Genomic DNA, 23,978 nt, shown 5'->3' with positions numbered 1-23,978 from the left:
ACCTCAGTCGTCGCTGGACTCCGCGTTGGTGCTCTCTGAGTGGAACTTTCTCAGTTCGACGGTGCGATCGGCGATGAGATCGGAGACGGCAGCGGTGAACAGGGCGGTCGACGTCCCTTTCTCACCTTCTCCGAAGTAGTGTCGCCTGAGTTCCTGCCTGGCAGCGGCGGCCGTGTCATCGGAGAACATCTCCAGCAACATCGATTCCACTCTGTCGACCGTCGTCTCGTCGATGATCGGGGTTGCTCGGCTGATGGGGGCTTCGGCATTGAGCTTGTTCGTGTCGGTGCGGCGGTCAGTCAGCGCCAAGGGCTTGTGCGGTTCGAGGTAGAGGTAGTCGAGTCCGACACTGGAGATGTCGGTGACAAGCAGGTCAACCGTGTAGAACATGGCGAGGATGTCGCCCTGCATGAGCACCTGGTGCTGTTGCGTCGGGTCGTCGATGGCTTCGTTCGCGTGGTCGATGAGTGCGAGGATACGCGTGTTCGCCTCCGTCATAGCGGGGTCGTTGGAAGCTTCGACCCGGGGATGAGGCTTATAGATGAGTCGGGCGTTCGGGACCCTCAACGCGGCCTCGACGATCTGGGGGCCGTAGAGGTCGACCGAGGTGTAATTGTTCGACTCGTTCTCACCTTCCCACGTCGGCGCGTACATGATCGTCCGTGCTGACGACGGCTCGAGCTCCGGCGGCCTGTCGATGTCCAGCTGCGGGCGACCGACTTTGACCAGCGCCGATTCGTCGAAATCGATGAGCGCTCTGCGATGTCGTTCGATCGCAGCATCGCCGGCGACGAACACCTTGTCGTAGGATTTCGCCTGATTGGACACCATACTCAGCTTGTCAGACTCACCGTGATTGACATGAACGTGAACCATCGGGGCGAAGGCCAGGGACTGGAAGTTCGTCACACCGTTATTGACGTAGAGCGCCAGCTTGAAATCGTTGGCATGGTAGAAGGTGTGGAGAGGGTCGAAGCGCCGTTTGAACACGACAGGTAGGTGGGTGGACTCGAGGGCTTGGAGCAGTGCCGATCCCTTGCGCAGGACAAGAACGACCCGGTGCTTTTTGTGGAGTTCTTCGAGGACGGGAAGCCACTGTTCGAGTTGATAGAACTTGGAACTGCGATCTCCGAAGTAGACGACCACTTCACCCTTGGCGTAGCTGCCATCGTATTCGTCTTCGAGCCGGTTCCAGCGTTCGGTGCCTCTGATCCACTTGCTCGTCGTTTTCCAAGCAGCCGATCGTACCGCCCACTGAGCGGTCTTGCGGATCAGATGTTTCACAGTGAGCCTTTCGCCGGTTATCGATGTGGTCATGTCACACCCAGATGTAGCGCCTTCATCAATGCTACGGACAAAGATCGGGACAGGCATACCCGTCTCTAGATAGGGCACGATTCGGAAACCTGGTGAACGTACTATGTGCCCAGCAACAAAAGGCGACTGATGCAGAACAGTTTTCGATGCATCTGACTTGGATTGTTCACTGACAAGTCTGGAATGACCGGCCTCACACCGCCGTCAGAGGGTCTCAATACGACGGGGTTCGCTTGGAATTGAACCGTGGCGAAAAAAGTCCACGCTCGCCCTGAGACAGAGGACTGTCGGCGATCACCGAGATTCCATCGCGAAATGGTTCCACCATGCCGACATCGATGGCGACAGTGAAGCGCGTAGGGCTAAGGACGAATCCGCAGAGGTGTGAGAGTTCCCTGGCTCGGTCGCGCTCACTGGAATGCGAAACGGAGTCTTGCGCCGTTACATGGGTAACTGGCCGGGGAACGGGTAGTCTGTCCCGCGCTAGCCCTGCTACTGCTCGCAAGCTGAAGCGACGTCGTGCAAAAGCATCAGGACAGAACGCACGTTGAGGACCGATCGCTTAGCAGCGCCGGTCGTTGAGCTCCACGAAGATCGCACCCTCGAACCCGAGCCGCGTCGCCGTCCCGTCGAGCCAGACTTCACCGTCCCGCTCGAACAGGAGGCGAGAGCGCACCTGCACCGGTGGGCGATTCTGGAACGACGGGCGGGCACCGGCATCGTTGTGGATCTTCTGCCAGTACCGCCAGGTCGCTGTGCTGTAGTCCTCAGATTCGATCATGAACTCTATTATGCATCCGATACTCTGTTGCTATGCACTCGACGATGAGCCCAACATGAGCACGTGCGCAGTAGTGTGATGCGACCGGGACGCGGTGGCGCGTGGACTGTGCAAGCACTGCTATGCTCGGTATCGGGTGTGCGTTAGCCCTATAGCTTCCGTGCGTGGTTGCGCGAGCGCTGAGGACAAAGAGCGGCTTCGTAACGAGATCGCCCGACGGCCTGAGGCCGTCGAGAGTATCGCCGACACTGCAGTTGCGGTCGGTGTGAGCATGTCGACCGCGAGCCGGTGGCTGCGCGAATGGGGTGTCGGGAAGATGCGAGGGCGGCGAACCTGTGGCAGCTGTGGACGCGAGACGACATCGACTTCGCGACCGGACGCACCGACCTCACGGTTGCGGAACTGGCCGAAGCGTTGGGACGTTCGGTGTCGAGCATCGAGGAGTGTCTGCGGAAGTACGGAACGATCACGACGAATGGAACCGTTCTCAGACGCGCTTAGATAGCGCGCAATGTCTGCAGATAAAGTTTGAGTTTCTACCTGCGCGTACTCATCCGGGGAACGTAACATGCCGGTAAGGTAGCAACGGCCGTTCGCAATCGTAGTTACTTCCTGGAGATTGAATGTTCCGCAAACCATCCCCCATTCTTCCTGACGTGCCGATTTACACTTTCGAGTGGGGGTTCGGGGACCAGTTCGGTGGTATTACCAACTCCGCCATCGAGCGGACAAACGCTTTCGCTGGGCATGGGAACCGGCGGATGGTCTTCCTGACGGCGGATCCGAACCTGGATCCCAAACAGCGCGCCGCGCAATTTCATGCGGAGGGCCGCTTCTCAAAGCTCGTCTCAATCAGAAATGTGTGGCACGAGCTGAGGGAGATGCCAGACAGGAGGCTTCGCAAGTATCCGTGCCAGATCACTTCGCCACAGGGAGAACTTCACGGCCCATTCCTTGAACCAAAGAATGGCGCGTATCGTGCTGAACGTACTAATCGTGTAGGGAAAGTCGTCCGCACGGACCACTTCCGAAGTGACGGTTCAATCGTCGTCAGCGACCAGCACGACCTTCGAATTGATGGGAGACCGACCCGCCGGATCACCCTATTTACGTCCAAAGGAGAACCAGTCGGCCAATGGACGAACCTCTCCGAGTTCTATTTTTCGTGGCTCGACGCAGTGATAGGCAGTGATCTATCCGTACTGATTACGGACACGCGAGGTATCGGCAGCCGAACTCGGTGGTACGACCGAGACAACGTCGTCAAGGTTCAGATGTTGCATACCTTCCACCTCGATCCAGAGCGAACCAAGACTGATGGTCCTCTCAATCCGAAATGGAAAAATATTGTCATCAACTCGGACAGGTGGGATGTACTCGGGGTTCTGACCGAGGATCAAAGAGAAGACATCGCTAGAGCGCAACTAGATCCCGGCAATCTCAAAATTCTGTCGAACATGTACCAGGGCGAAGTCCTTGACGAGATTCGCCCGCGACCAAAATCACTCGGGATACAGGTCAGTCGCCTCGCCGAGGAGAAGCGCGTAGATCACACGATTAAGGCGATAGCCATGTCTGCTTCCGCGTCGATTGATGTCTACGGGTTTGCGCACAGAGAAGAATATGAGCAGGAGTTGCGAGACCTCATAGAATTCAGTGACGCTGGCGACCGAGTCGTGTTGAGAGGTTACGATCGGCGGGCCCGTGAGCGTTTCATAGATGCCTCATTTAGTTTGCTCCCGAGTCTCTTCGAGGGCCAAGGAATAGTCCTTCTCGAAAGCATGGCTGCCGGTTGTATCCCGATTGCTTATGACGTGAGGTACGGTCCGTCTTCAATCATTGAGCATGGTGTAGACGGGTTCCTGGTTCCGGGAGGCGATGTGAAGGCACTGGCCGGGATGATCGATCACGTAACTAAACTTGATGACGAAACTCTTGCGATGATGCGCAGAAACGCGGTCAATAAAGCGAAAGATTATCTTCCCAAGAAGATCGTGGGCGACTGGGGCAAAGTCCTGCAGGAAGCTATCGATTCCAAGCCTGCCCCGGTGGCCTCGAAAGGCTACGCGCAAGCAGTGCGGGCTACAGTCGGCACGGACAGTATTCACATGAGAGTCGAAGTCACCAATCTTTCAGAACTTGATGAGTGGGCTGCGTTTACATGGAAGTCGCGTATCTCGGACCTCTACGGACGGATTCCGGCTGAGAGAATTGAAGGAGAAAGGTCGACTTTGGTTCAGGGCAACATTCCTATTAGCCGCCTCGAAAGCGACGAGGACAACGTGTTTGATCTCTTCGTTGATGTCCGCAGAGGAGGCTATCCCATACGGTTACGGATACAAGCAGCTGCCCTCAGCCTGCCCTCCGTCGCTGCGCGGGTGGAGCCTTATGCAACGTCGAATGCTAACTTGAGCTTGCGATACCACGTTCCGTTCCTCGAGCGTTAAAATAAGCCCGGCCTCACGGAGCACTTGCTGGGGCATTAAAATTTTGCATGGATTTGCAAGAACTTAGATCAATAGAAATAGATAATCATATTAGACTAAAATTAAAAACGATAGTGGTCAGGGGACGCTGTAATGGCAAATACTCAACGTTCGGAATTGGTTATGGATAATAGAAGTGTGAATTCACCGGATGTGACAGTCATTGTTCCTGTCTACAATTGTGAAAAATATATTGAAGAATCCCTTCGCTCGGTAGTTGCGCAGACACTTGATTCCAATAGAATTGAATTAATTGTTGTTAACGACGGTTCTACGGATTCAAGTCTCACTATATTGAGTGAATTGGATAAAGAAATTGACAACATGACTCTGCTGTCGATAGAGAACAGCGGGTCGGCGGCTTTTCCCAGGAACACCGCGCTGGATCGTGCGACAGGGCGATACGTGTTTTTCCTCGATGCCGATGACAAGCTTGAACCTGACACTCTTGAGCGCGTGGTCACCGTTGCCGATCAGTCAGAATCGGGAGTGGTCCTATGTAAACTTGGACTCTATGGCGACGGCGATAGGGGAACTCCGGTACCCACGCGAGCGTTCAAGCGATCGCAATTCGGAGTCGACTTCATCGATTCGAAAGCGTACACAACGCTTGGACCTATGAAATTGTTTCGACGTAAAATTTTGGAAAATAACCATATTAGATTTCCTTTGGGCTATCTTATAGGTGAAGATCAGCCGTTTGTCTTAGCTTCCTATCTAAATAGTCCTAATGTTTCTATTCTCAGCGACAAGATATACTACTGGCTACGCGCTCGAAATGACGGCACAAACGCGACCAGTCAAAAGCAGAATGCTCTTGACAGCTTGGCAAAAAACTTGAACGTGATAGATTTGCTAGGCAACTATCCTCAACTCACAGAAGAGCGTCGCAACCTCCTTCTCGAGCGCTCCACCATCGGAAAGTATGGACTCAGAAGCACTTTTGGAGCGATGTTCACTGACGGTACTTCTCGGATCGAGCGCCGCGAAATGGTGAATAGCGCAAGCAGAGGTCTCAAACCACTTTGGACGGACGGGCTGCGAAAGCGTGCGGATGCCCAAGGGCAAATTCTGCTTGATCTAGTTGTCAGGGGCGACGTGGCCAGTCTCGAGCATGTGAGCCGGGAGTTGCACGAAAGCACCGACCTTCCGCTCGACTTCGACCCAGAGAGTGCTTCATTGTGCTATAAGCCTCTGGACGGGTCGTTGGTGACTAACATCAGAGTAAAGCCGCAGTTTCAACTGACTAAAGCGGAAGGTGAGCGCGACCTAGTGTGTGTCGCGGGGCAAATGTTTGTGCCTGGCCTGGACCGCGCTGCGGACGAGACCTTGGTAGTTTGGCGGCATCGGGAGAAAGGTGTTGAACGCATAGGAGATAGTCCTATTGCTCGAAGTGTCGGCTCTGTTTCTTCAGGCGGGTCCGCGGTGCTGTCCACAGTCGATCTAAAATCGCTCAATATTTCCGGAGAGTGGGACTCCTTTGTGGAGGCCAGGTGGGGAGGTTCGACATTTCGGACGAGAATCGGAACATCGCTCAATCCGTCTTTAGACACTGGTGGCCAGTTATTCGGTGACCCAACTTATGGGGTCATGTACTTTACGAAATTTGGAAACCTGTCCGTAGATATGGGTCCGACACGACCAATTCCAGAGCTAGCTTTAGGTGTGAAGCCCAAAATCGTTTCGGTAATGGATGTCGGTCGCCTTTCGGTTATTGCCATAAGTGGCGAGAATCGAAATATCGAAAGTGTCAATATTCGTAGTTCTAAGACAGGGAAGAGTCGTCCTGTGGAATTTCAGAAATTCACACCAAGGGTGGCCGGAATTGCGATTCCAAAATCAAAACTTAAAGGTGGTTTCGAGCTAGTCCTGAAAATCGAACGTAGTGCTGCAGATCTGGTGCTCGACTTAAGCGACTGGGTGGGTTAGCCCGGATCGCCCGAGATAGAGCGGTATGTGGAGTGAAGCTGGTGCCGAAGCGAATAGGCCTCGAGCGCAATGCCCAGGTGTTGTGTCTGGTTTTTGCGTAAACGCCTTTCGGACAACGTGAGTGAAATGTGTCGGTTGCAGGAATGCGCGAATTTGGACGCATTCGAATGGCTATCTGGGCCTGGACTCAATGTCGCGAACTCGGTTGCTGCAATCGATCGAGCGCGTTCGGTCCAACATCCGCTGCGAACCAATAGTAGGTTGCCCGATTTTCAGTGTAGCGAATCGGGTACTGGTGGCTAGCAGGGCTGGGAGTGGCGTGCAATGTTCTCAGACTGTTCGTCCTGGGCAAGGTGAGTTTCAATGTCGACGATGCACTGACGTTGCGCACCACCTCGGTAAACGGTTGTAGGGAGGGTGCATTCGGTAGCAGCTGTGGACTGAGACAGGACATACAAAGCTCTGAGATCGATTGTCACCGAAGCGGTGAGATTCAGTGTCCACGATGTCACGAGGTTACACACCACTTCGTTACACAGGTGCTACCGAAAGCTGCCTCTGTGCAAACGGTTGTTGCCGCGCTTCTGGGCAACCATCTTGTCAGTATGGCTGGCGGATGAATGTCCGGTGAATTCCGCGCTGGTAGAGTGTTTAAGGCTGTTGGTGCGACTGCGGACAGCCAGAGTCGAGTCAGCTGGGAGTAGATCTTTGGATAGAGTACGCAATATTGCGGTCATCCTCGCGGGGGGAGTCGGCACCAGAATCGGTCTTGACACGCCCAAGCAACTGATCAAGATTGCGGGGCGTCCGATCATGGAACATACGCTGGCCGTCTTTGATGAGCATCCGCTGATCGACGAAATCATCGTCCTTATGGCGCGTGGGCATCTTGACAAAGTCCACGAGATCGTGCGGAAGAACCAGTTCAAGAAAGTGAGTTCGGTTCTTGAAGGTTCGGGGACGCGTAACGACACGACTCAGGTGGCACTCAACGCGATCGCGGAAAAATATGAAGATTGCAACGTCATCCTGCATGACGCAGTTCGGCCATTGCTTGCGCCCTCAATCATCAACGACGTCGTTCTCGCTTTGGAGTCGAACGAAGCTGTCGATGTTGCCATACCGTCGGCAGATACGATCATTGAGGTCGAGCAGGGAACCGGTGCGTATCCCGTGATCAAGGATGTGCCTCCACGCGCTAATCTGCGTCGCGGTCAGACTCCCCAGGCCTTCAAGCTCTCGGCGATTCAGCGTGCCTATGAGCTTGCGAACCAGGACGAGAACTTTGAGGCCACTGACGACTGTACGGTCGTGCTCAGATATACTCCGGACGTTCCCGTTGCGGTCGTCACGGGTGATGACAGCAATATGAAAGTCACCGAGCCGATTGATATCTACATTGCGGACAAGCTGTTCCAGTTACCGGCGCGAAATGAGCATGCGGCGACAGAAGAAAAGCTGAAGGCCGCTCTCTCCGGCAAGACAATGGCCGTCTTCGGCGGTTCATACGGCATAGGCGCAGATATTGCTGCCTTGGCAAGCGAGCTCGGGGCGACCGTGAAGTCGTTCTCTCGATCGATGACCAAGACTCACATCAATAGCCGCGATGATCTTGTTGCTGCTCGAGAAGAGGTCCTGAAAGAAACAGGTCGTATCGACTATGTCGTCAATACGGCAGGCGTGCTGCCTCTTGCTCGTCTGGAAGACACGAGTGACGATACGATCTATGAGGCGACCGAGATCAACTACATTGGCCCGATCTTGCTGGCGCAGACCTTTTACCCGGAACTGGTCAAGACCCAAGGATCACTCTTGCTCTTCACTTCGAGTTCCTACACGCGCGGCCGTGGGAGCTACAGCCTTTACAGCTCCGCGAAGGCAGCGACGGTGAATCTCACTCAAGCTTTGGCAGACGAGTGGGCTAACGAAAAAGTTCGGGTCAACTGCGTAAATCCCGAAAGAACTGGTACCCCGATGAGAACCAAAGCTTTCGGTGAGGAAGACCCCGATTCGCTCTTGGAGTCGAAGACCGTGGCCAGAGCCTCGCTCGAGGTGATGGTGGCCAATAAGACGGGACACGTGATCGACGTCCGCCGCGAGGACCCACTCGCAGGCTATGCAGACCATCTCGACTGACAACATTCAAGTAGAAGGCAAATCCGGCGGCAGGAGATTTCGGACTCATTGCCCTGGGACGTCTCCGGCCGAGAACAGAGAACCAGGCAGGGTAGAACACAGTGGCAGATACCGAATCCGCGTCATCGCCGGAACTTCAGGCTGACAACGGACCGGCCAGGGCTTTCCTGAGAGGCACGCTGGCCTCGCTCGCATCGTACGGAGCTTTGGCATTGCTGGCGCTGGCTATCGTATTCATTGCACTGGCGAACGGTGCGTCATCTCTGTTCGCCGCCGGCGTCCTGGCAGTCACCGCATGGGATACGTTCCGGCTTTGGAAGAAGCGCTCGCGATTGGGCCACCGTGCGGTCGTCAGAGTGTTGCTGGTATTCGCAGTCGGTACAGCGTTTGCTACGACGAGCTCCGATGATGGATTGCTGGGCGCTATTGCCGGAGTCGCAGTCGCTGGCCCCATTTTCTTCGAAAGTCTGCTGGCAAAAGGAACCAACAAAAAAGAGACGTTCGTCGCCGGGCTTCCAGGCGTGCGCACCTACCCTCCATTGAAAGGTTACGACAGGCCGCTGCTGACCGCGAGTGAGAGCGTCATCTTCGTGGGTGCGGTAATTGCCTGGAGTGGCATTGGGCCCTTGCCATGGTTATTGGTGGCTTTGGCCCTTGACGCTCTCTATCTGATTTTGGCTGGCGCCGCTTACATCAGGATTCGCAAGAACGCGGACGCAAAATCAGGCCTGCACGACGCCATCAGAGCGTACGAACCAGAGTTCTACGTCTACACTTCGCGACCGGACGACGCGTCATACCAAGTGATGATGTGGTTGCCCTATCTGAAGCGCACCGGGATGCGACTCGCTATCATCACACGAAACAATGTGCCGGCAAAAGCACTCGCAGAGCTGACAGACGTCCCAATCATCACTTGCCCGAAATCGGCAGACCTTGAGAAGACGTTGGTTCCTTCACTGGGCGCTGTGTTCTACGTCAACGCGTCGTCTCGCAACGGTGAGATGATCCGTCACCAGGAATACACGCACGTGTACCTAGGACATGGAGACTCGGACAAGCCGCCGTCGTACAACCCGACTCATGCAATGTATGATCGCATCTTTGCCGCGGGCCAGGCAGCCACAGAGCGGTATGCTGCGCACGGAGTGACGATCTCGAGTGAGAAATTCGAGATTGTGGGACGACCGCAGCTGGAGACAGTCGATGTGACGACCGCGTTGCCCGCGTCCGGGTGCTCAACGGTGCTCTATGCCCCGACCTGGCGCGGACACGTCGATGAGACGATGCTCCACTCGCTGCCGGTTGCTCCGCAGATGATTGCCGAACTGGTGAAACGTGGAAAGACTGTGGTCTTCCGCCCTCACCCCTTCAGCTACGAATTCGCAGAGGATGCGGAAACCATTCGGCAGATCCAGGAGATCCTCGACGACGACCGGGCACGGAGCGGTCGTCAGCACGTGTTCGGTGAAGCGGCTGAAAAGAGCTTGGACGTCATCGAATGTATGAATCTGTCCGACGCTATGATCTCCGACGTTTCGAGTGTGGTGTCCGACTACTTGTATTCCGGCAAACCGTTTGCAATGACTGCGGTGAGTGCTCAGGGCGAGGACTTCATTGAAGAGTATCCCATCGCCCGTGCCTCCTATGTCCTCAACGGAGACCTCAGCAACCTCGATGAGGTGCTTGACGCGATCCTGGCGGCTGACCCTGATCGGCAAAATCGACTGCAGTATCGAAGCTTCTACTTGGGTGACTTTCCTGACGAGGGATACGCTGAGAATTTCGTTTCGACGGCGGCCCGGATGGTCACAGCGCGTGACAACGACATAACTGAGGTCGATGAGCCAGGCGATGACGCTGATGATGCCGATAGCGAGATAGAGCCTGACGGCAGTGCGGATGCTCGCGCGGAGTCGTCAGCCATCGGCGGAGGCGACACCGACGTGCCCGAAACAGATGCGGATCTGTCCGACACCAAAACGCCGTTGGCCACCCTGTCCCTGATCTATCGGAAGCTCGGTGGACGGACCCTCATCCCGGCAGGATTTGCATCACTGACATTCATCCTGGCGGCGGCCAGCGTCCCTGTGTTCTATGTGTGTCTCGCGGGCATGCTGGTCGGTCTGGGCTTCCTGTTCGTCCATCGGCGCAGCCTGAAATCGAAGAGCCGGCTGGCGGGGATTCTTCGTGCGAGCAATTCTGCAAGAGCACTGGCCGCAACGACGCTCGCAGCTTTCTGGACCGTCGAATACGGGATGAACTGGGCCGTCATCACGGCAGCCGTCATCCTGGTCGTCACGATCGTCATGGAATCCAGCCTGTCCAAGTCGTGGAAAGTGACCGGACTCGAAGCACGAAACCTGCCGAAAGCGGAGACGCGTGGTTTCCAGCCGATCGGACGCGGAATGGTTGCTGTGTCCAACGCGATTGTGATCACCGTGGGCTGGCTGCTGGCGAACTTCGGCATCCTCGAGTTCGCCTTGCTGGTTCTTTCCCTTGCCCCGGCACTCCTTGCGACAGTTCTGTTTGCATCCGGCCTCCGACGAGGGATGCGCAGTCTTGAACTGGACAACCGTCTGAATGAAATCCTGCGCGACTATGACGCCGAGTTCGTGGTCTACTTCGGCTCGAACGTCGGCATCGGCTATCAGCTTGGTATGTGGTTGCCATACCTCGAGCGGATCGGCAAGAGGTTCATCATCGTCACCCGCAGCCTGAAAATGATGAGGACAGCGGGGCAGATGACGGAGGCTCCGGTGATCTACCGCCCGACCTTGCGCAGCCTCGAGGACGTGATCACCCCTTCGGTCGGCGCGGCTTTCTACGTCAACAACGCGGGTAAGAACACCCATTTCATCGAACGTCGAGAGATGAAGCACGTCTGGCTCAACCATGGTGACTCCGAGAAGCCTGCCTGCTTCAATCCAGTGCATGCGATCTATGACGTCATCTTCACGGCAGGCCAGGCGGGAATCGACCGCTATGAACGGCACGGCGTCCGAATCCCGCGTGAAAAGTTCGAGATCGTCGGGCGCCCCCAGGTCGACCAGATCCGGTTCACGGAACGATCTTCTGCTGCACAGAGCACAGGCAAAACGGTGCTCTATGCGCCGACGTGGAAGGGCGCATACGAGGATTCGGAACTGTATTCGCTGCCATTCGGTGCTGAAATCGTACGGGAGCTCATCGGCAGAGGCTGCACTGTCATCTTCCGGGCGCACCCCCTCAACTACAGGTATGAGAACGCCAAGAAACACATCTACGAGATCCAGAGCATTCTCGCAGCCGATGCGGAGGTCAGCGGGCGACAGCATCTGTGGGGCGATATCGCAGAAAAGGAGATGACCACCGACGACTGCTTCAACGCATCGGAGGCCATGATTTCGGATGTCTCGGCAGTTGTCACCGACTACCTGCAATCAGGAAAGCCGCTGTCGGTCGTTTCCGTTTCTCGTACCAGGACCGCCCTGCTCAACGAGGTACCAGCGGCCAAGGCGGCTTACGTCCTCGAAGAAGACCTATCGAACCTCTCGGAAGTAATCGACGGTTTGCTCATCGACGACGTCAAGGCTGCTGAGCGCAACACAATGCGGAAGTATTACCTCGGAGATTTCCATGCTGAGACATATTCTGACGCGTTTCTCGCAGCCGCGAGACAGGTGATCGAAGTGGGACAGCAACGGCACAGAGACGACGATCTATCGAGTGGAGAACAGGACCGTAACAATGACTGATATTCTGCTTCGCGCCTCCAAAGAGCCCTGGGAGCCCGTTTCGGCGCCTGACGTGCTGAAGTCGAACACAATCGCGAACAACTCGGGGAATCTTCTGTTCGGCCAGTCCGTCTATCGCATGCTCTCGGCACCTGACGCGTCGATCACCCCCGACCGCTATGCGAGTCACAGGAAGAAGAACGCAGCAGATTATGCTGCCTGGGTAAACGAATCCTTCGACCACTTCGTCATCCCGCTGGCCAACGCGTTTCGTCCGGCGTTCAGACCGGCACTCAGACGACTGACCAAAGTCGTTCGAAGGCTGAAAACTCCGGTCACCGTCATCGGTGTCGGCAGTCAGCACAGCCTTGACGGCGGATCTTCGGATGATGAGCTCAGCCGAGACGTCCAGGCCTTCATGACAGCGGTGCTCGACCGTTCGGCCAGTGTCGGTGTGCGTGGGGCGAGGACCGCGGAATTCCTCGGTTCGCTGGGGTTCGGTGATGATCAGGTCGATGTCATAGGTTGTCCCTCCGTGTTCATGAACGGATATCCGCGGCCTGTCGAGAAGGCAACTCCATCCATTACCGATGGCTCGAAGATTGCAATGACGATCTCGCCTTACGTCAGAAAACTCAATAGCATAGTCGCTTCGCACACGAAGCAATATCAGAACCTCACCTATATACCGCAGAATCTCAAAGATCTGAACATGATGGTCTGGGGAGAGAACCGTTCGAATCCGAAGAATCGGTGGAACCCAACTCACGTCGCTCACCCGCTGTATACCGAGGACCGTATGAGGTTCCCGCTCGATCCCCGAACCTGGGTCGAGTACCTCACCGACTTCGACTTCGTTTTCGGCAGTCGCATCCACGGGTCCATCGCAGGCATTCTGGCCGGGGTTCCGACTATGCTGCTGGCCCACGACTCTCGCACTCTCGAACTCGCCGAATATCATGCGATTCCGCATCTGAAGGTGACCGAGCTGAGCTCGGAAACCGATGCGAAACAGCTGTACGAGCAGACGGACTATTCGGAATACAACGCACGAGTGCCCGAAATCCAGAGAGTCCTGGCCAGTTTCCTGGAGAAGAATGGACTCGACCACGTTCTGGCCGAAGCTGATGCGACGACGGAATTCGACAGAAAACTGGCTGAGGCCGAATTGCCGGAGATGGTGACTACGCTCTATGCCGCTGGACGTGACGGCAGAGCCGCAATTCTGGATCGAGTCCGCACACTGCACCGGGATCAGACCGCGCTCGAAGCGCGTGTCGCTGGATTGGAAAAGCACATCGCTGATTTCTCCTTTGAAGCCGAGGCACGGAAACTGTTCGGCACATGGCGAAGCCGAGCCAAACGCAAAATCGGGCTGCGCAGATGAAGAAACGACTTCGACGAGCAGTAAGAGCCCTGCTGGACTCCAGCGCTGGCGGTTATCTCAAATCTCTGATCAGTGACAGCGGTCCCGCCCGTCGGACTGGTATCCATACGCATGGTTCGGGCCGGTCGGCGGAGGTCATCGCCTATTTCGGTGACAGCCCCGACAAGCTGTACCAATTGGAGCAATGGCTGCCGGCACTGGAGCATCTCGACCAGAATCGCCCGGTTGCCCTCGTCCTGCGGAATGCGGAGTCTTTTGCGGCGATCAAGAGAGTCACAGGGCTTCCGCTGGTGCTGGCAGAGACGCAACCTGATCTCACCGACCTGTACGCGGAAACAGACTACAAGTTGGCGATCTACGTGAACAACAGCATGCGGAATTTTCAATCGATAGCTGAGCCATCGATCATTCACGTACACGTCGATCACGGGGAGAGCGATAAGATCAGTTCGATCTCGAACCAATTGAAGGCTTACGACAAGGTATTCGTAGCCGGCCGGGCAGCAGAGGAACGGTGCCTGAGGGCTCTCTGGGGATTCGACCGAAGCAGAATGGAGCTGATCGGGCGGCCGCCGTTGGACGGTGACTTCACGCCTGTCCTCCCGCCGGACGACCGGCTGACTGTGCTCTATGCTCCCACTTGGCAAGGAGAGAACGAAGGGAACAACTTCACGTCGGTCGACATTTTCGGCCCCGATATCGTACGCACTCTGTTGGAGTCTGGCGCCCGAGTGGTCTATCGACCCCATCCCCGGATGGCGGAGATGGGGGCATCCGCGGTCCAACGTGCAGACGAAGAAATCCGAACGCTTCTGTCGCGTGCGGGCGCAAGCCGTGGAGGCCATGTGACAGCGCTCCACCACCGGCTTTTCGACCTTTTCGAGGACGCAGATGCGCTGATCACCGATGTGTCCAGCGTCGGTCTGGATTTCCTCTACTTGCACCCGAGCAAGGCACTGCTGCTGACAGACCGGCATAACGACAGAGAGAAGATGAGGTCGCTGTCTCCCATCGGCGCCGAGCTGGCCGAAATCACCTCTGACACAATTCCAGATCTTCCTCGCCTTCTTGAGAACTCGAGAACGGACGAATCTGCTCTTGCCGCACGGGAGAAGCTGAAAGCTCACTACTTCGGTGAGCCTGCAAGCGATCAGTCAACCGCCAGATTCATCAAAGCCATCGAAAGCGCCATCAGCGAACGATTCGAAGCCAAGAGAGCATAGTTCGATCGGGTACTGGTCCAATTCGAACTCCGTGGCGCGGCACAGGACGGCCGCGACTGGAGGAGAGAACTGACCTCGTTATATCTCAACTTGGTGACGATTGACTACTCACGATATGAGTAACTCTTGCCAAAATCGCAATTTTTGTGCAGACTGTACGGGTGGTCACAGAAAGTAAGGGTGCTGTCAGCACACAGGTATCTCTGGTCGCCCGTGTCCGTGACGCCATTAAAAATGCCGGAATCAACCACAGCGAAGTCGCCCGACGGATAGGGCTCGATGCCAGCAAACTCTCGAAATCTCTGGCTGGAACACGGAAGTTCCGGGTCGAAGAGATCTCACGTATCGCCGAACTCACCGAGGTCAGCACCGATTGGATCACGACCGGGAGACCGGCTGAGTATTTGAAGCTTTGGGGACCACCCGATCGTGCGGTTGGGGACCACCGATATTGCCTGTGGGGGCCAGCAGCCGTGGACCTCGGGGCCACTGGCCGCCCATCAGCTCATCGTCACGGGTTCAAAGCAGCATGTTCTCTCATGTTGTGACTGCCGGTCTCGACCCAGACCGTGTTGTGCACGATCCGGTCCATGATCGCATCCGCGTGGACTCCGGATCCGAGTCGTTGATGCCAGTCCTTCTTCGCATACTGGGTGCAGAACACCGTCGACGCACAGTCGTAGCGGCGTTCGAGCAGTTCCAACAGCATGCTGCGCATCGACTCATCCGGATGATCGAGCAACCATTCGTCTATCACGAGAACGCTGAACGCGGCGTACTTCTTCAAGAACTTCGTCGTGCCCATCGGTTTGTCCAACGCCTGCGCCCAAGCTTCTTCAAGATCAGGCATGCGAATATAGTGCGCACGGATCCGGTGCTGGCAGGCCCGTTTGGCCAAGGCGCACCCCAGGTACGATTTCCCGGAACCGGTGAACCCTTGGAACACGACGTTCTGGCCCCGCTCGATGAAACTGCAGGTCCCCAGCTGGGCGATCACGTTCCGATCCAGGCCGCGTTCATCGACCCTATCGAGTTGACGCAGGTCGGCTGCCGGGTAGCGCAACCCGGCCCTGCGGATGAGTCCCTCGATTTTGGCGTGATTGAATACCGAATGGGCTTCATCGACGACCAGTCGCAACCGTTCGTCGAAGCTCATTCCCATGGTCAGATCCTCGTCTTGGGCCTCGAGTGCCTCCAGCAGGGCCATCGCGCCCATTTCGCGCAGTTTGCGCTTGGTCTCTGTATCGATCGAAGTCACCGAGTCCCTCCTGCATAGTAGGAGGCACCGCGGACGTAGCCGCCGTGCTCGACAGGTTCGGTCCGGGCGGGTCTGGTCTGGTCCTGACCGGTGGCAAGGAGCGGTTGCACATGCGCATACCGTGGCGACCGCACCGGCCCCGCCAGCGTAATCCGGCAAGCGGCTTCGACCCGGTCGGCAGAGTAGCGGCGAGAGAGTCTCAACACCGCCAACGCCGGGTTGACCCCTTGCTCGTCGATGGCTACGGACTCGAAGATGCGATTGATGACGACCAGCGTCGACGCCCCGATCCTCTCGGCCCATTGGCGTATCCGGGCCGCGTCCCACTGCTGGTATCTGTCCCCAGCAGGAAGGTCAGCATCATTCGTGCGATACTCATTGACCGCAGTCTCTGGCAGCAGCAGGTGAGTCGTGACTCGCTGGTCCCCGCGGTAGACTTCGAGGCTGCGGTCGGTGATGCGCAGATCGACTTTGGATCCGATGTGCTCAAACGGCACCGAGTAATAGTTGCGCGCCCAGCTCACATGCCCGTTCCTGGCCACACGCCGCCCATAGATCCACTGACTGATCTCGTAGGCCACCTGCGGCAGCGGTGTCAACAGCGGTTCCTCCTCCGTGGTGAAGACACTGAGCCTGGATCCGGGCCGCTTCTGGAAAGGTTCAGCATTATAAGCGCAGACTCTCTCCTCGATCGCGGCCGTCAACGTCGGCAGCGATGTGAACCGCCGGTCACGTAGCCCTGCGATCACCCATGTGGCGACATGTCCAACAGTATTCTCAACACTCGCCTTGTCTTTTGGTGCCCTGATTCTGCCCGGTAGAACAGCAGCCGAATAGTGGGCAGCCATTTCCCGATAGGCGTCGTTGAGCACGATTTCACCGTCGCGAGGATGAGTGATGACTCCGGTCTTGAGATTGTCGGGCACGATCCGCGGTGTTGAACCGCCGAAAGCGGTGAACATCGCCACATGCGCCCGGAGCCACGAGTCCTGACTCATGTCCAGGCTCGGGTGCACGAATGCGTACCTGCTGAAGGGCAGACACGCGACGAACAGATAGACCGTCTTCGGCTTGTCTGCCCCCGTGTGCAGTTGCATTGTCGGACCGGACCAGTCGACCTCGATGGTCTGGGCGGCTTTGTGTCCCACACGAGAAGCTGCACCGGTGACGAGGACGTGGCGCTGATAGGTGCGGCAGAACCGGTCATAACTCATCGCCGGATCACCAGCCGCAGCGCACTCATCGGCGTACTCGCCATGGAGGAGCTTCAGCGTCACCCCGACCCGGGCCATTTCCTTATGGATTGCCTTCCAGTCAGGTTGGGCGAACACGCTGTGATGGTCCCCGCGGCCCGGAAACAGGAGGCCATACACTTCACTGTCAGCACGGTCCTTGACATCATCCCACCCGAGTCCCGCAGCGTCGGCGGCCTCGAGGACCTGCGTGACCGATTTGCGTGACATTGCCTGGGAGCCAGCGATCGCTCTGCCCGAGAGCCCCTCGGCTCGAAGCTGTAACACCAGCTTGGCCCTGATCTTGCGTACCATTGATAATCTCCTTTCGCCGCGTGCCCAATACACGCGGTGAAAGGAGCTTATAGTTCGTGGCCCCCGCACACGCCATAGATGGTCCCGACGCCCACGATCACGCGACCAAGCAACTGGCCCCCGAGCTCACGATTGACGGCCCCCAACAAGACGGATATTCAACCGGCAGGGTCGCCTCGGCGGGGGAGGACCACAAGCGCTGCTGGAAACGTTCGCGCCGGCTCGACACTTACTGATGTATCGACAGACGGCGCAGATGTCCCAACGGCTTCCGGCCAGAGCGACAGCCCAGACGCACCCGCGGCTGACCCCACGCAGGAGTGGATGTCCAAAGGCACCCGCAACCGGGTGAGAATCATCGCCGCGGCCTGGGAACTCTACGCCGACCTCGGCATCGCCAAAGTGCGCACCGACGACGTCGCCCGCGCATCCGGCATGACCGCCTCGGCGGTGAACTACCACTTCCGGACGAAAGACCAGCTGCTGCAGGCTGCCCTGCGCCACTCCCTCGATGTCATCGCCGAGACCCGCCACCTCAACGATTCCGCCGACCCCATCGGCGTGCTCCGTCACTTCGCACGCATCCATGCCGGAGTCGACCCGAAGATCCGGAGAGTGTGGTCGATCTGGCTCCAATGCTGGGCCCGTGCAGCCACCGACGAAAGGGCCCGTGCGAACCTCACCGCCGTCTACCGCGAATGGATGGACATGATCACCACCGTCATCGACGGCGGCCAGCGCACGGGAACGATCCGGAAAGGCAACACCGCACTGATGGTGAAATCCCTGTCGATCTTCATCGACGGCCTCGGCGTTGCCCGCACCACCGAGCACATGCCCATCACCGATGACGAGGCACTGACCATGCTCGAGAACTACCTCGCTGCTCACATCCTCAACAGCGACGCGTCCACCGACGACACCCGACACCCGAAGTCAGACCGGGTCGCCGCAGCCAGCCGACCCGAACCGGCGTCCTAGGAAGAAGGCACATGAGAACACCGAACCGAAGACAAGCGCTGGGCGCAGGCCTTGCAGTGGCCGGGGTCGCGGGTCTAAGCGCCTGCGGCGGCGGGGAAGTCGGTGCCGCCGACGCCGGCGACCCCGTCAAAGGCGGAACCCTGCGCGTCGGGATCACCGGCGGCAACTCAGCCGACACCGTCGACGCCCACATCCCCGTCAACAACGGTGACGTCTGCCGCGCCGTCAACCTCTACAACGCCCTCTACGGCTGGGACGACGACGCCCAGGTCGTGCCCCTGCTGGCCGAATCGATCAAAGCCAACTCCGACTCCACCGTGTGGACGTGCACGCTGAAGGAGGGCATCAAGTTCTCCGACGGCAAGCCGATCACCTCCGAAGACGTCGTGTTCACCTTCGAGCGGATCAACGACCCCGACGATCCGAAGACCGCGGCCGCGAACTTCTCCATGCTCGAGAAAGTCGTTGCCAAGGACGAACGCACCGTCGAGTTCCGCCTCAACGAACCCAACGGCCTGTTCAAGGACGCCGTCGCGGAATACACCGCCGCCATCGTCCCCGTCGGCTACGACCCGGAGAACCCGGTGTGCTCGGGACCGTTCAAACTCAAATCCTTCACGGCTGCTCAGTCGACGGTGCTCGTGCCCAACGAGCACTATTTCGACTTCGACAAGATGTACCTCGACGAGGTGGAGTTGCTCAACTTCAACGACGACGATGCCCTCATCAACGCCCTCCTATCCACCCAGGTCGACGCGATCGCCGGCATCCCGCTCGCCCTCGTCGAAGTCATCGCCGCCGATGAGCGCATGTCCATCCTCAACTCGAAGACCGGTATGTGGCTGCCCTTCACCATGCGCGTGGATAAGAAGCCCTTCGACGACGTCAAGGTCCGGCAGGCGTTCCGCCTCGTCGTCGACCGCGAACAGATGATCGAACAGGTGCTGTCGGGCTTCGGCACCCTGGGCAACGACATGTTCGGTCCGCTGAGCGAGAACTACCCGAAGTTCCCCCAACGCAAACAGGACCTCGACAAAGCGAAGAAGCTCCTCGCCGAGGCGGGCTACCCTGACGGGCTCGACGTCGAACTCGTCACCGCCCCCATCCAATCCGGAGCAGTCGAGGCCGCCCAGGTCTTCGCCCAGCAGGCCGCCGACGCCGGAATCCGAGTCAAGATCCGCAAGGTCGACGCCACCACGTTCTTCGGCGACGGATACCTCCAATGGGACTTCGCCCAGGACTTCTGGTACACCCGTGACTTCATGCCGCAGGTCATCTCCTGCGCCCTATCCGAATCACCCTTCAATGAAACCCACTGGGACGAACCGAAGTTCAACACGGTCTTCGACAAAGCTCGAGCCATTCCCGACGCAGGGGAGCGGCGGGACCTTGAACACGAGCTGCAGAAGATGCTCTACGACGAGGGCGGCTACATCATCTGGGGCTTCGCCAACCAGGTCGACGCCTTCCAGAAGTACGTCGGAGGGCTCGTCCCCAACTCCACAGGACGTCCGCTGAGCGGTTGGAGATTCGACCGCGTGTGGATTGGAAAGGTGTGACATGTTCGGAAAAGTGATCGGAAAGCGGCTGCTCTTCTCCGCCTTCATCCTCATCGCAGTCTCCCTGCTCGTCTTCGGCGCCACCCTGCTGCTGCCCGGTGACGCGGCACGCGCGATCCTCGGCCAACAGGCCACACCCGAACGCATCGCGGCACTCAACGAACAGCTGGGACTCAACCAACCCGCCTGGCAGCGGTACCTCACCTGGCTGGGAGGCCTCTTCGTCGGCGACTTCGGCACCTCCTCGGCGAGTGGCGGCTCCGTGGCCGCACTCCTCGGTGATCGTGTGTGGGCGTCCTTCGTCCTCATGGGCCTGGCCGCGGTCATTTCCGTGCCGTTGGGCATCGGACTCGGTGTCTTTCAGGCCCTACATCGCGGGAAGCGGCGCGACCAGGCGATGACCGGCATCAGCCTGGTGCTTGCGGCCATGCCCGAGTTCGTCATCGGCATCGGACTCATCGCGATCTTCGCCACCTCGGTGTTCCAGATCCTGCCGGCCGTGACCCTGGCACCGCCGGGCGAACCCGTCTGGAACCGACCTCAGCAGCTCATTCTGCCGACCCTGACGCTCATCCTCGTCGTCACCCCCTACATCGTGCGGATGATGCGAGCGACGATGATCGAAGTCCTCGACTCCGGCTTCGTCGAAATGGCGCGACTCAAAGGCGTCCCGGAGAAACGCGTGATCATGCGTCACGCCGTGCCTCACGCCCTCGGACCGGTCGCTCAGGTCGTCGCGATCCAGCTGGCCTGGCTGGCCGGCGGTGTGGTCGTCGTCGAGTTCCTCTTCCGCTATCCGGGACTCGGCCAAGCACTCATCGACGCGGTGACCTACCGTGACGTGCAGGTCGTCCAGGCGATCTCCATGCTCGTCGCCGCCGTCTACGTCGTGGTGAATCTGGCGGCCGATGTCGTCGGCATCCTCACCAACCCGAAACTCAGGAGCGCAGCATGAGCACCGACGCCAACAGTCTTGATGACCTCAAGTCCGCGGCCACCGATGCCGCCGAGGTGCCCAAGGAATCCCAGACCACCTATGTGCCCTTCTACAAGCGGGTGCTCGCCCAGAAACAGGGCAAGATCGGCCTGATCATCACCGTGGTCGTCGTGGCGCTCGCCCTGTGCGGACCGCTGCTGCTGCCCTGGGCGACCGGCAACACCGCCACCGAATTCGTCACGAAGCCGTTCAGTCCCTATGGTCTGTTCGGCTCGGACAACCTCGGCCGCGATGTGCTTTCCCGGTTCCTGGCCGGAGGACTGACCCTCATCGTCTACGCGGTGCTCGCCACGGCGCTGGGCATGATCGTCGGTGCCCTCGTCGGCATGCTTGCCGCTTATATCGGCGGGACGTTCGATGCCGTGATCATGCGCATCAACGATGTCTTCCTCGCCATCCCACAGCTCGTGTTCGCCCTCCTGGCGATCACCGTGCTCGGACCGCAGGGATGGGTGCTCGTGACCGTCATCGGCCTCACCCACGCACCACGCATCGCCCGCGTCGCGAGGTCAGCGACCCTGGGCGTCATCACCGAGGACTACATCAAGGCAGCGGAGATGTACGCGATGCCCCGGTGGAAGGTGCTCATCCGTGAGCTGCTGCCCAACATCACCGGACCGCTGAGCGTGGAGGCAGGCCTGCGCCTGACCTACTCGATCGGCTACATCGCCTCGCTGTCCTTCCTCGGACTCGGCCTGCAGCCGCCCGCGGCTGACTGGGGTCTGATGATCAACGAGAACCGCATCGCCCTGTCCATCCAACCCTGGGGTGTGCTGCTGCCGGTCATCGCGATCGCACTGCTGACCATCGGCACCAACCTGCTCGCGGACTCCTTCGCCCGAGCCACCGCATCAACATCCGTGGAGGCATGATGAGCCCGAAGACAGAGACAGTTCGCCACGATGATGCGAACGAACCGAACGAGAAGATCGTCCTGCGTGTGTCCGACCTGCGCGTGCTGACGAACGCCGGGGACGAAATCCTCCACGGAGTCGACTTCGCCCTGTCCCGCGGTGAGATCCTCGGACTCGTCGGCGAATCCGGTTCCGGTAAGACCACGGCCGGCCTGGCCTGCATGGGACACTTCCGAGAAGGCCTGAAATTCGGATCCGGGTCCGTGAGCATCTGGCCGCGCGGTGATGCCTCCCATCTTGAGGTCGGGGACCTCGACGAGGTGGCCCTGCGAGATCTGCGCGGATCCCGAATCGCGTACATCCCGCAGGATCCGGCGCTCTCGCTCAACCCTGCCATGCGCGTGGGTGAGCAGATCCGGGAAGTCCTCGACATCCACGGCTTCGGAGCCTCCGACCGTGAGCGAGCCGATCGCGTCGCCGAGGTGCTCGTCGACGTCGGCCTGCCAGGAGATCGTGCCTATCAGCGACGGTGGCCCCATCAGCTCTCCGGCGGACAGCAGCAGCGCATCGGCATCGCCATGGCCTTCGCCATGTACCCTGACGTGCTCATCCTCGACGAACCGACGACCGGTCTGGACGTGTCCACCCAGTCGGTCGTGCTCGACACGATCCGGCAGATGACGGTGGCGAACAACGTCGCCGGTCTCTACATCACCCACGACCTCGCGGTGATCAAGGACATCTCCGACCGGGTCGCCGTGATGCTGCGCGGCAACCTCGTCGAAGAGGGCCCGGTGTCGGCAGTGCTCGAACGTCCGCAGCATGAGTACACGCACATGCTCATGGCTGCGGTGCCCGACCTCGCCGGCCGCAAGACCATCGGCGACGGCGCCGCCGAAGCGAAAGCCGTCACCGAGTCCGACGAGAAGACGCACGTCCTCGTGTCGGCCGGGGAGAAGCCGGTTGAGACGGATCGGGATCGGACCGAGGCCGACGGGGCGACCGCCTCGGCGGGGGATGGTGCTGCCCCGAACGCGCCTCTGCTCGAGGTCAGGGATGTGGCGCTGGCCTACGGAAAGGCGCAGATCCTCGACGGGATCAATATGGTCCTGGAGCCGGGGGAGTGCACGATGCTGCTCGGCGAATCCGGATCGGGTAAGACGACCCTGTCGCAGTGCGTGGCCGGGCTCAACGACGACTACAAGGGGTCTGTTCGACTGCGCGGCACGGAACTGGCACGGTCGACGCGCAAACGCACGAACGAGCAGCGCGTCGGCATCCAGTATGTGTTCCAGTCGCCGTTCTCCTCCCTCAACCCCAGGCGGTCGATTGGTCAGTCACTGACTGTGCCCTTGGAGATGAGCGGCCAGGGTACGGCCGCGAGCCGGAAGGCCGCTGTCGAGGAAGCACTCGATTCGGTGCGGCTGGGACGGACGTTCTACCACCGGCGCCCCGGTGACCTTTCCGGCGGTGAGCGGCAGAGGGCAGCGATCGCCCGCGCCCTGGTCAACGCGCCGTCGGTGATGGTCTGTGACGAGATCACCTCTGCGCTCGACGTCAGCGTGCAGGCATCGATCGTGGCGCTGCTGCGGAGCCTGCGGGAGGAGCGGCAGCTGGCGATGCTCTTCGTTACGCACAACATCGCACTCTCCCGGCACATCGCGGACAATCTTGCCGTGCTCAACAAGGGCAAGATCGTCGACTACGGGCCGACTGCCTCGGTGCTCGAGGATCCGTCGCACGAGTACACGCGGGCGCTGATCGCCGACGTGCCGAAGTTCTGAGGGGCAGCTATCCGGGCGGGCGG

At 58.8% G+C, this 23,978-nt stretch carries 17 protein-coding genes and 1 pseudogene; 14 read left to right on the top strand and 4 right to left on the bottom strand.

Features of this window, described 5'->3' with window-relative positions; all coding sequences use genetic code 11:
• Positions 1-3: 3 nt before the first annotated feature.
• Both CXR29_RS13530 and CXR29_RS13525 read right to left on the bottom strand, forming a co-directional pair.
• Entirely contained in the window at positions 4-1,284 is a 1,281-nt protein-coding gene (locus tag CXR29_RS13530) for a CDP-glycerol glycerophosphotransferase family protein (protein WP_241241459.1), read from the bottom strand.
• Between the two features lie 595 nt (positions 1,285-1,879).
• Positions 1,880-2,098: a hypothetical protein gene (locus CXR29_RS13525; protein WP_127364796.1), complete on the bottom strand. Its 219-nt coding sequence runs from the start codon at positions 2,096-2,098 to the stop codon at positions 1,880-1,882.
• A 94-nt stretch (positions 2,099-2,192) separates the two neighbouring features.
• On the opposite strand from CXR29_RS13525, the pseudogene CXR29_RS18060 reads away from it, so the two are divergent.
• From CXR29_RS18060 to CXR29_RS17715, 9 genes and pseudogenes are all read left to right on the top strand, one after another.
• Positions 2,193-2,348, top strand: a pseudogene (locus CXR29_RS18060) (hypothetical protein); the annotation flags it as partial.
• Between the two features lie 50 nt (positions 2,349-2,398).
• The gene (locus tag CXR29_RS13520) at positions 2,399-2,599 is read left to right on the top strand and encodes a hypothetical protein (protein WP_127364795.1); all 201 of its coding nucleotides are present in this window, start codon (positions 2,399-2,401) and stop codon (positions 2,597-2,599) included.
• A 122-nt stretch (positions 2,600-2,721) separates the two neighbouring features.
• Positions 2,722-4,545: a glycosyltransferase gene (locus CXR29_RS13515; protein WP_127364794.1), complete on the top strand. Its 1,824-nt coding sequence runs from the start codon at positions 2,722-2,724 to the stop codon at positions 4,543-4,545.
• Positions 4,546-4,722: 177 nt separating this feature from the next.
• The gene (locus CXR29_RS13510) at positions 4,723-6,513 is read left to right on the top strand and encodes a glycosyltransferase family 2 protein (RefSeq protein ID WP_164742827.1); all 1,791 of its coding nucleotides are present in this window, start codon (positions 4,723-4,725) and stop codon (positions 6,511-6,513) included.
• A gap of 708 nt (positions 6,514-7,221) precedes the next feature.
• Complete coding sequence (locus CXR29_RS13505) at positions 7,222-8,649, top strand: bifunctional cytidylyltransferase/SDR family oxidoreductase (RefSeq protein ID WP_127364792.1); 1,428 nt, start codon at positions 7,222-7,224, stop codon at positions 8,647-8,649.
• A gap of 101 nt (positions 8,650-8,750) precedes the next feature.
• Entirely contained in the window at positions 8,751-12,386 is a 3,636-nt protein-coding gene (locus CXR29_RS13500) for a CDP-glycerol glycerophosphotransferase family protein (protein WP_127364791.1), read from the top strand.
• Complete coding sequence (locus tag CXR29_RS13495) at positions 12,379-13,752, top strand: polysaccharide pyruvyl transferase family protein (RefSeq protein WP_127364790.1); 1,374 nt, start codon at positions 12,379-12,381, stop codon at positions 13,750-13,752. The genes CXR29_RS13500 and CXR29_RS13495 overlap by 8 nt, the downstream gene beginning before the upstream one ends.
• Positions 13,749-14,975, top strand: a complete 1,227-nt coding sequence (locus tag CXR29_RS13490; protein ID WP_164742826.1) for a CDP-glycerol glycerophosphotransferase family protein — start codon at positions 13,749-13,751, stop codon at positions 14,973-14,975. The genes CXR29_RS13495 and CXR29_RS13490 overlap by 4 nt, the downstream gene beginning before the upstream one ends.
• A 146-nt stretch (positions 14,976-15,121) precedes the next feature.
• Positions 15,122-15,523, top strand: a complete 402-nt coding sequence (locus CXR29_RS17715; RefSeq protein ID WP_338142527.1) for a helix-turn-helix domain-containing protein — start codon at positions 15,122-15,124, stop codon at positions 15,521-15,523.
• Here the strand turns inward: CXR29_RS17715 and CXR29_RS13480 are convergent.
• Both CXR29_RS13480 and istA read right to left on the bottom strand, forming a co-directional pair.
• Complete coding sequence (locus CXR29_RS13480; protein ID WP_009883781.1) at positions 15,487-16,233, bottom strand: ATP-binding protein; 747 nt, start codon at positions 16,231-16,233, stop codon at positions 15,487-15,489. The genes CXR29_RS17715 and CXR29_RS13480 overlap by 37 nt on opposite strands.
• Complete coding sequence (istA, locus tag CXR29_RS13475; protein ID WP_009884100.1) at positions 16,230-17,780, bottom strand: IS21 family transposase; 1,551 nt, start codon at positions 17,778-17,780, stop codon at positions 16,230-16,232. The genes CXR29_RS13480 and istA overlap by 4 nt, the downstream gene beginning before the upstream one ends.
• A 324-nt stretch (positions 17,781-18,104) precedes the next feature.
• Between istA and CXR29_RS13465 the strand changes: the two genes are divergently transcribed.
• The 5 genes from CXR29_RS13465 to CXR29_RS13445 are packed head-to-tail and all read left to right on the top strand — an operon-like array spanning position 18,105 to position 23,955.
• A complete protein-coding gene (locus CXR29_RS13465) occupies positions 18,105-18,761 on the top strand; it encodes a TetR/AcrR family transcriptional regulator (RefSeq protein WP_241241457.1) in 657 nt (218 codons plus the stop codon).
• Positions 18,762-18,772: 11 nt separating this feature from the next.
• Complete coding sequence (locus tag CXR29_RS13460; protein WP_127364787.1) at positions 18,773-20,320, top strand: ABC transporter substrate-binding protein; 1,548 nt, start codon at positions 18,773-18,775, stop codon at positions 20,318-20,320.
• A 1-nt stretch (position 20,321) separates the two neighbouring features.
• Positions 20,322-21,275 carry an ABC transporter permease gene (locus CXR29_RS13455; protein WP_127364786.1) on the top strand — a complete coding sequence of 318 codons (954 nt, stop codon included), beginning with the start codon at positions 20,322-20,324 and terminating at the stop codon, positions 21,273-21,275.
• Positions 21,272-22,189: an ABC transporter permease gene (locus CXR29_RS13450; RefSeq protein ID WP_206516218.1), complete on the top strand. Its 918-nt coding sequence runs from the start codon at positions 21,272-21,274 to the stop codon at positions 22,187-22,189. Before CXR29_RS13455 ends, CXR29_RS13450 begins: the two co-directional genes overlap by 4 nt.
• Positions 22,189-23,955, top strand: coding sequence for an ABC transporter ATP-binding protein (locus CXR29_RS13445; protein ID WP_101594312.1), 1,767 nt, complete (start codon positions 22,189-22,191; stop codon positions 23,953-23,955). The genes CXR29_RS13450 and CXR29_RS13445 overlap by 1 nt, the downstream gene beginning before the upstream one ends.
• Positions 23,956-23,978 lie beyond the last annotated feature (23 nt).

This window comes from Brevibacterium linens, from assembly GCF_003999335.1.
GTDB lineage: Bacteria > Actinomycetota > Actinomycetes > Actinomycetales > Brevibacteriaceae > Brevibacterium > Brevibacterium linens.
Note: the sequence above shows the minus strand (reverse complement) of the source record. Positions and strands in the feature narration are given on the sequence as shown.

Coding starts and splice junctions, on each gene's coding strand:
- CXR29_RS13460 (WP_127364787.1), top strand. CDS start 18,773: ATGAGAACACCGAACCGAAGACAAGCGCTGGGCGCAGGCCTTGCAGTG.
- CXR29_RS13520 (WP_127364795.1), top strand. CDS start 2,399: ATGGGGTGTCGGGAAGATGCGAGGGCGGCGAACCTGTGGCAGCTGTGG.
- CXR29_RS13465 (WP_241241457.1), top strand. CDS start 18,105: ATGTCCAAAGGCACCCGCAACCGGGTGAGAATCATCGCCGCGGCCTGG.
- CXR29_RS13455 (WP_127364786.1), top strand. CDS start 20,322: ATGTTCGGAAAAGTGATCGGAAAGCGGCTGCTCTTCTCCGCCTTCATC.
- CXR29_RS13525 (WP_127364796.1), bottom strand. CDS start 2,098: ATGATCGAATCTGAGGACTACAGCACAGCGACCTGGCGGTACTGGCAG.
- CXR29_RS13490 (WP_164742826.1), top strand. CDS start 13,749: ATGAAGAAACGACTTCGACGAGCAGTAAGAGCCCTGCTGGACTCCAGC.
- CXR29_RS13515 (WP_127364794.1), top strand. CDS start 2,722: ATGTTCCGCAAACCATCCCCCATTCTTCCTGACGTGCCGATTTACACT.
- CXR29_RS13445 (WP_101594312.1), top strand. CDS start 22,189: ATGAGCCCGAAGACAGAGACAGTTCGCCACGATGATGCGAACGAACCG.
- CXR29_RS13495 (WP_127364790.1), top strand. CDS start 12,379: ATGACTGATATTCTGCTTCGCGCCTCCAAAGAGCCCTGGGAGCCCGTT.
- CXR29_RS13450 (WP_206516218.1), top strand. CDS start 21,272: ATGAGCACCGACGCCAACAGTCTTGATGACCTCAAGTCCGCGGCCACC.
- istA (WP_009884100.1), bottom strand. CDS start 17,780: ATGGTACGCAAGATCAGGGCCAAGCTGGTGTTACAGCTTCGAGCCGAG.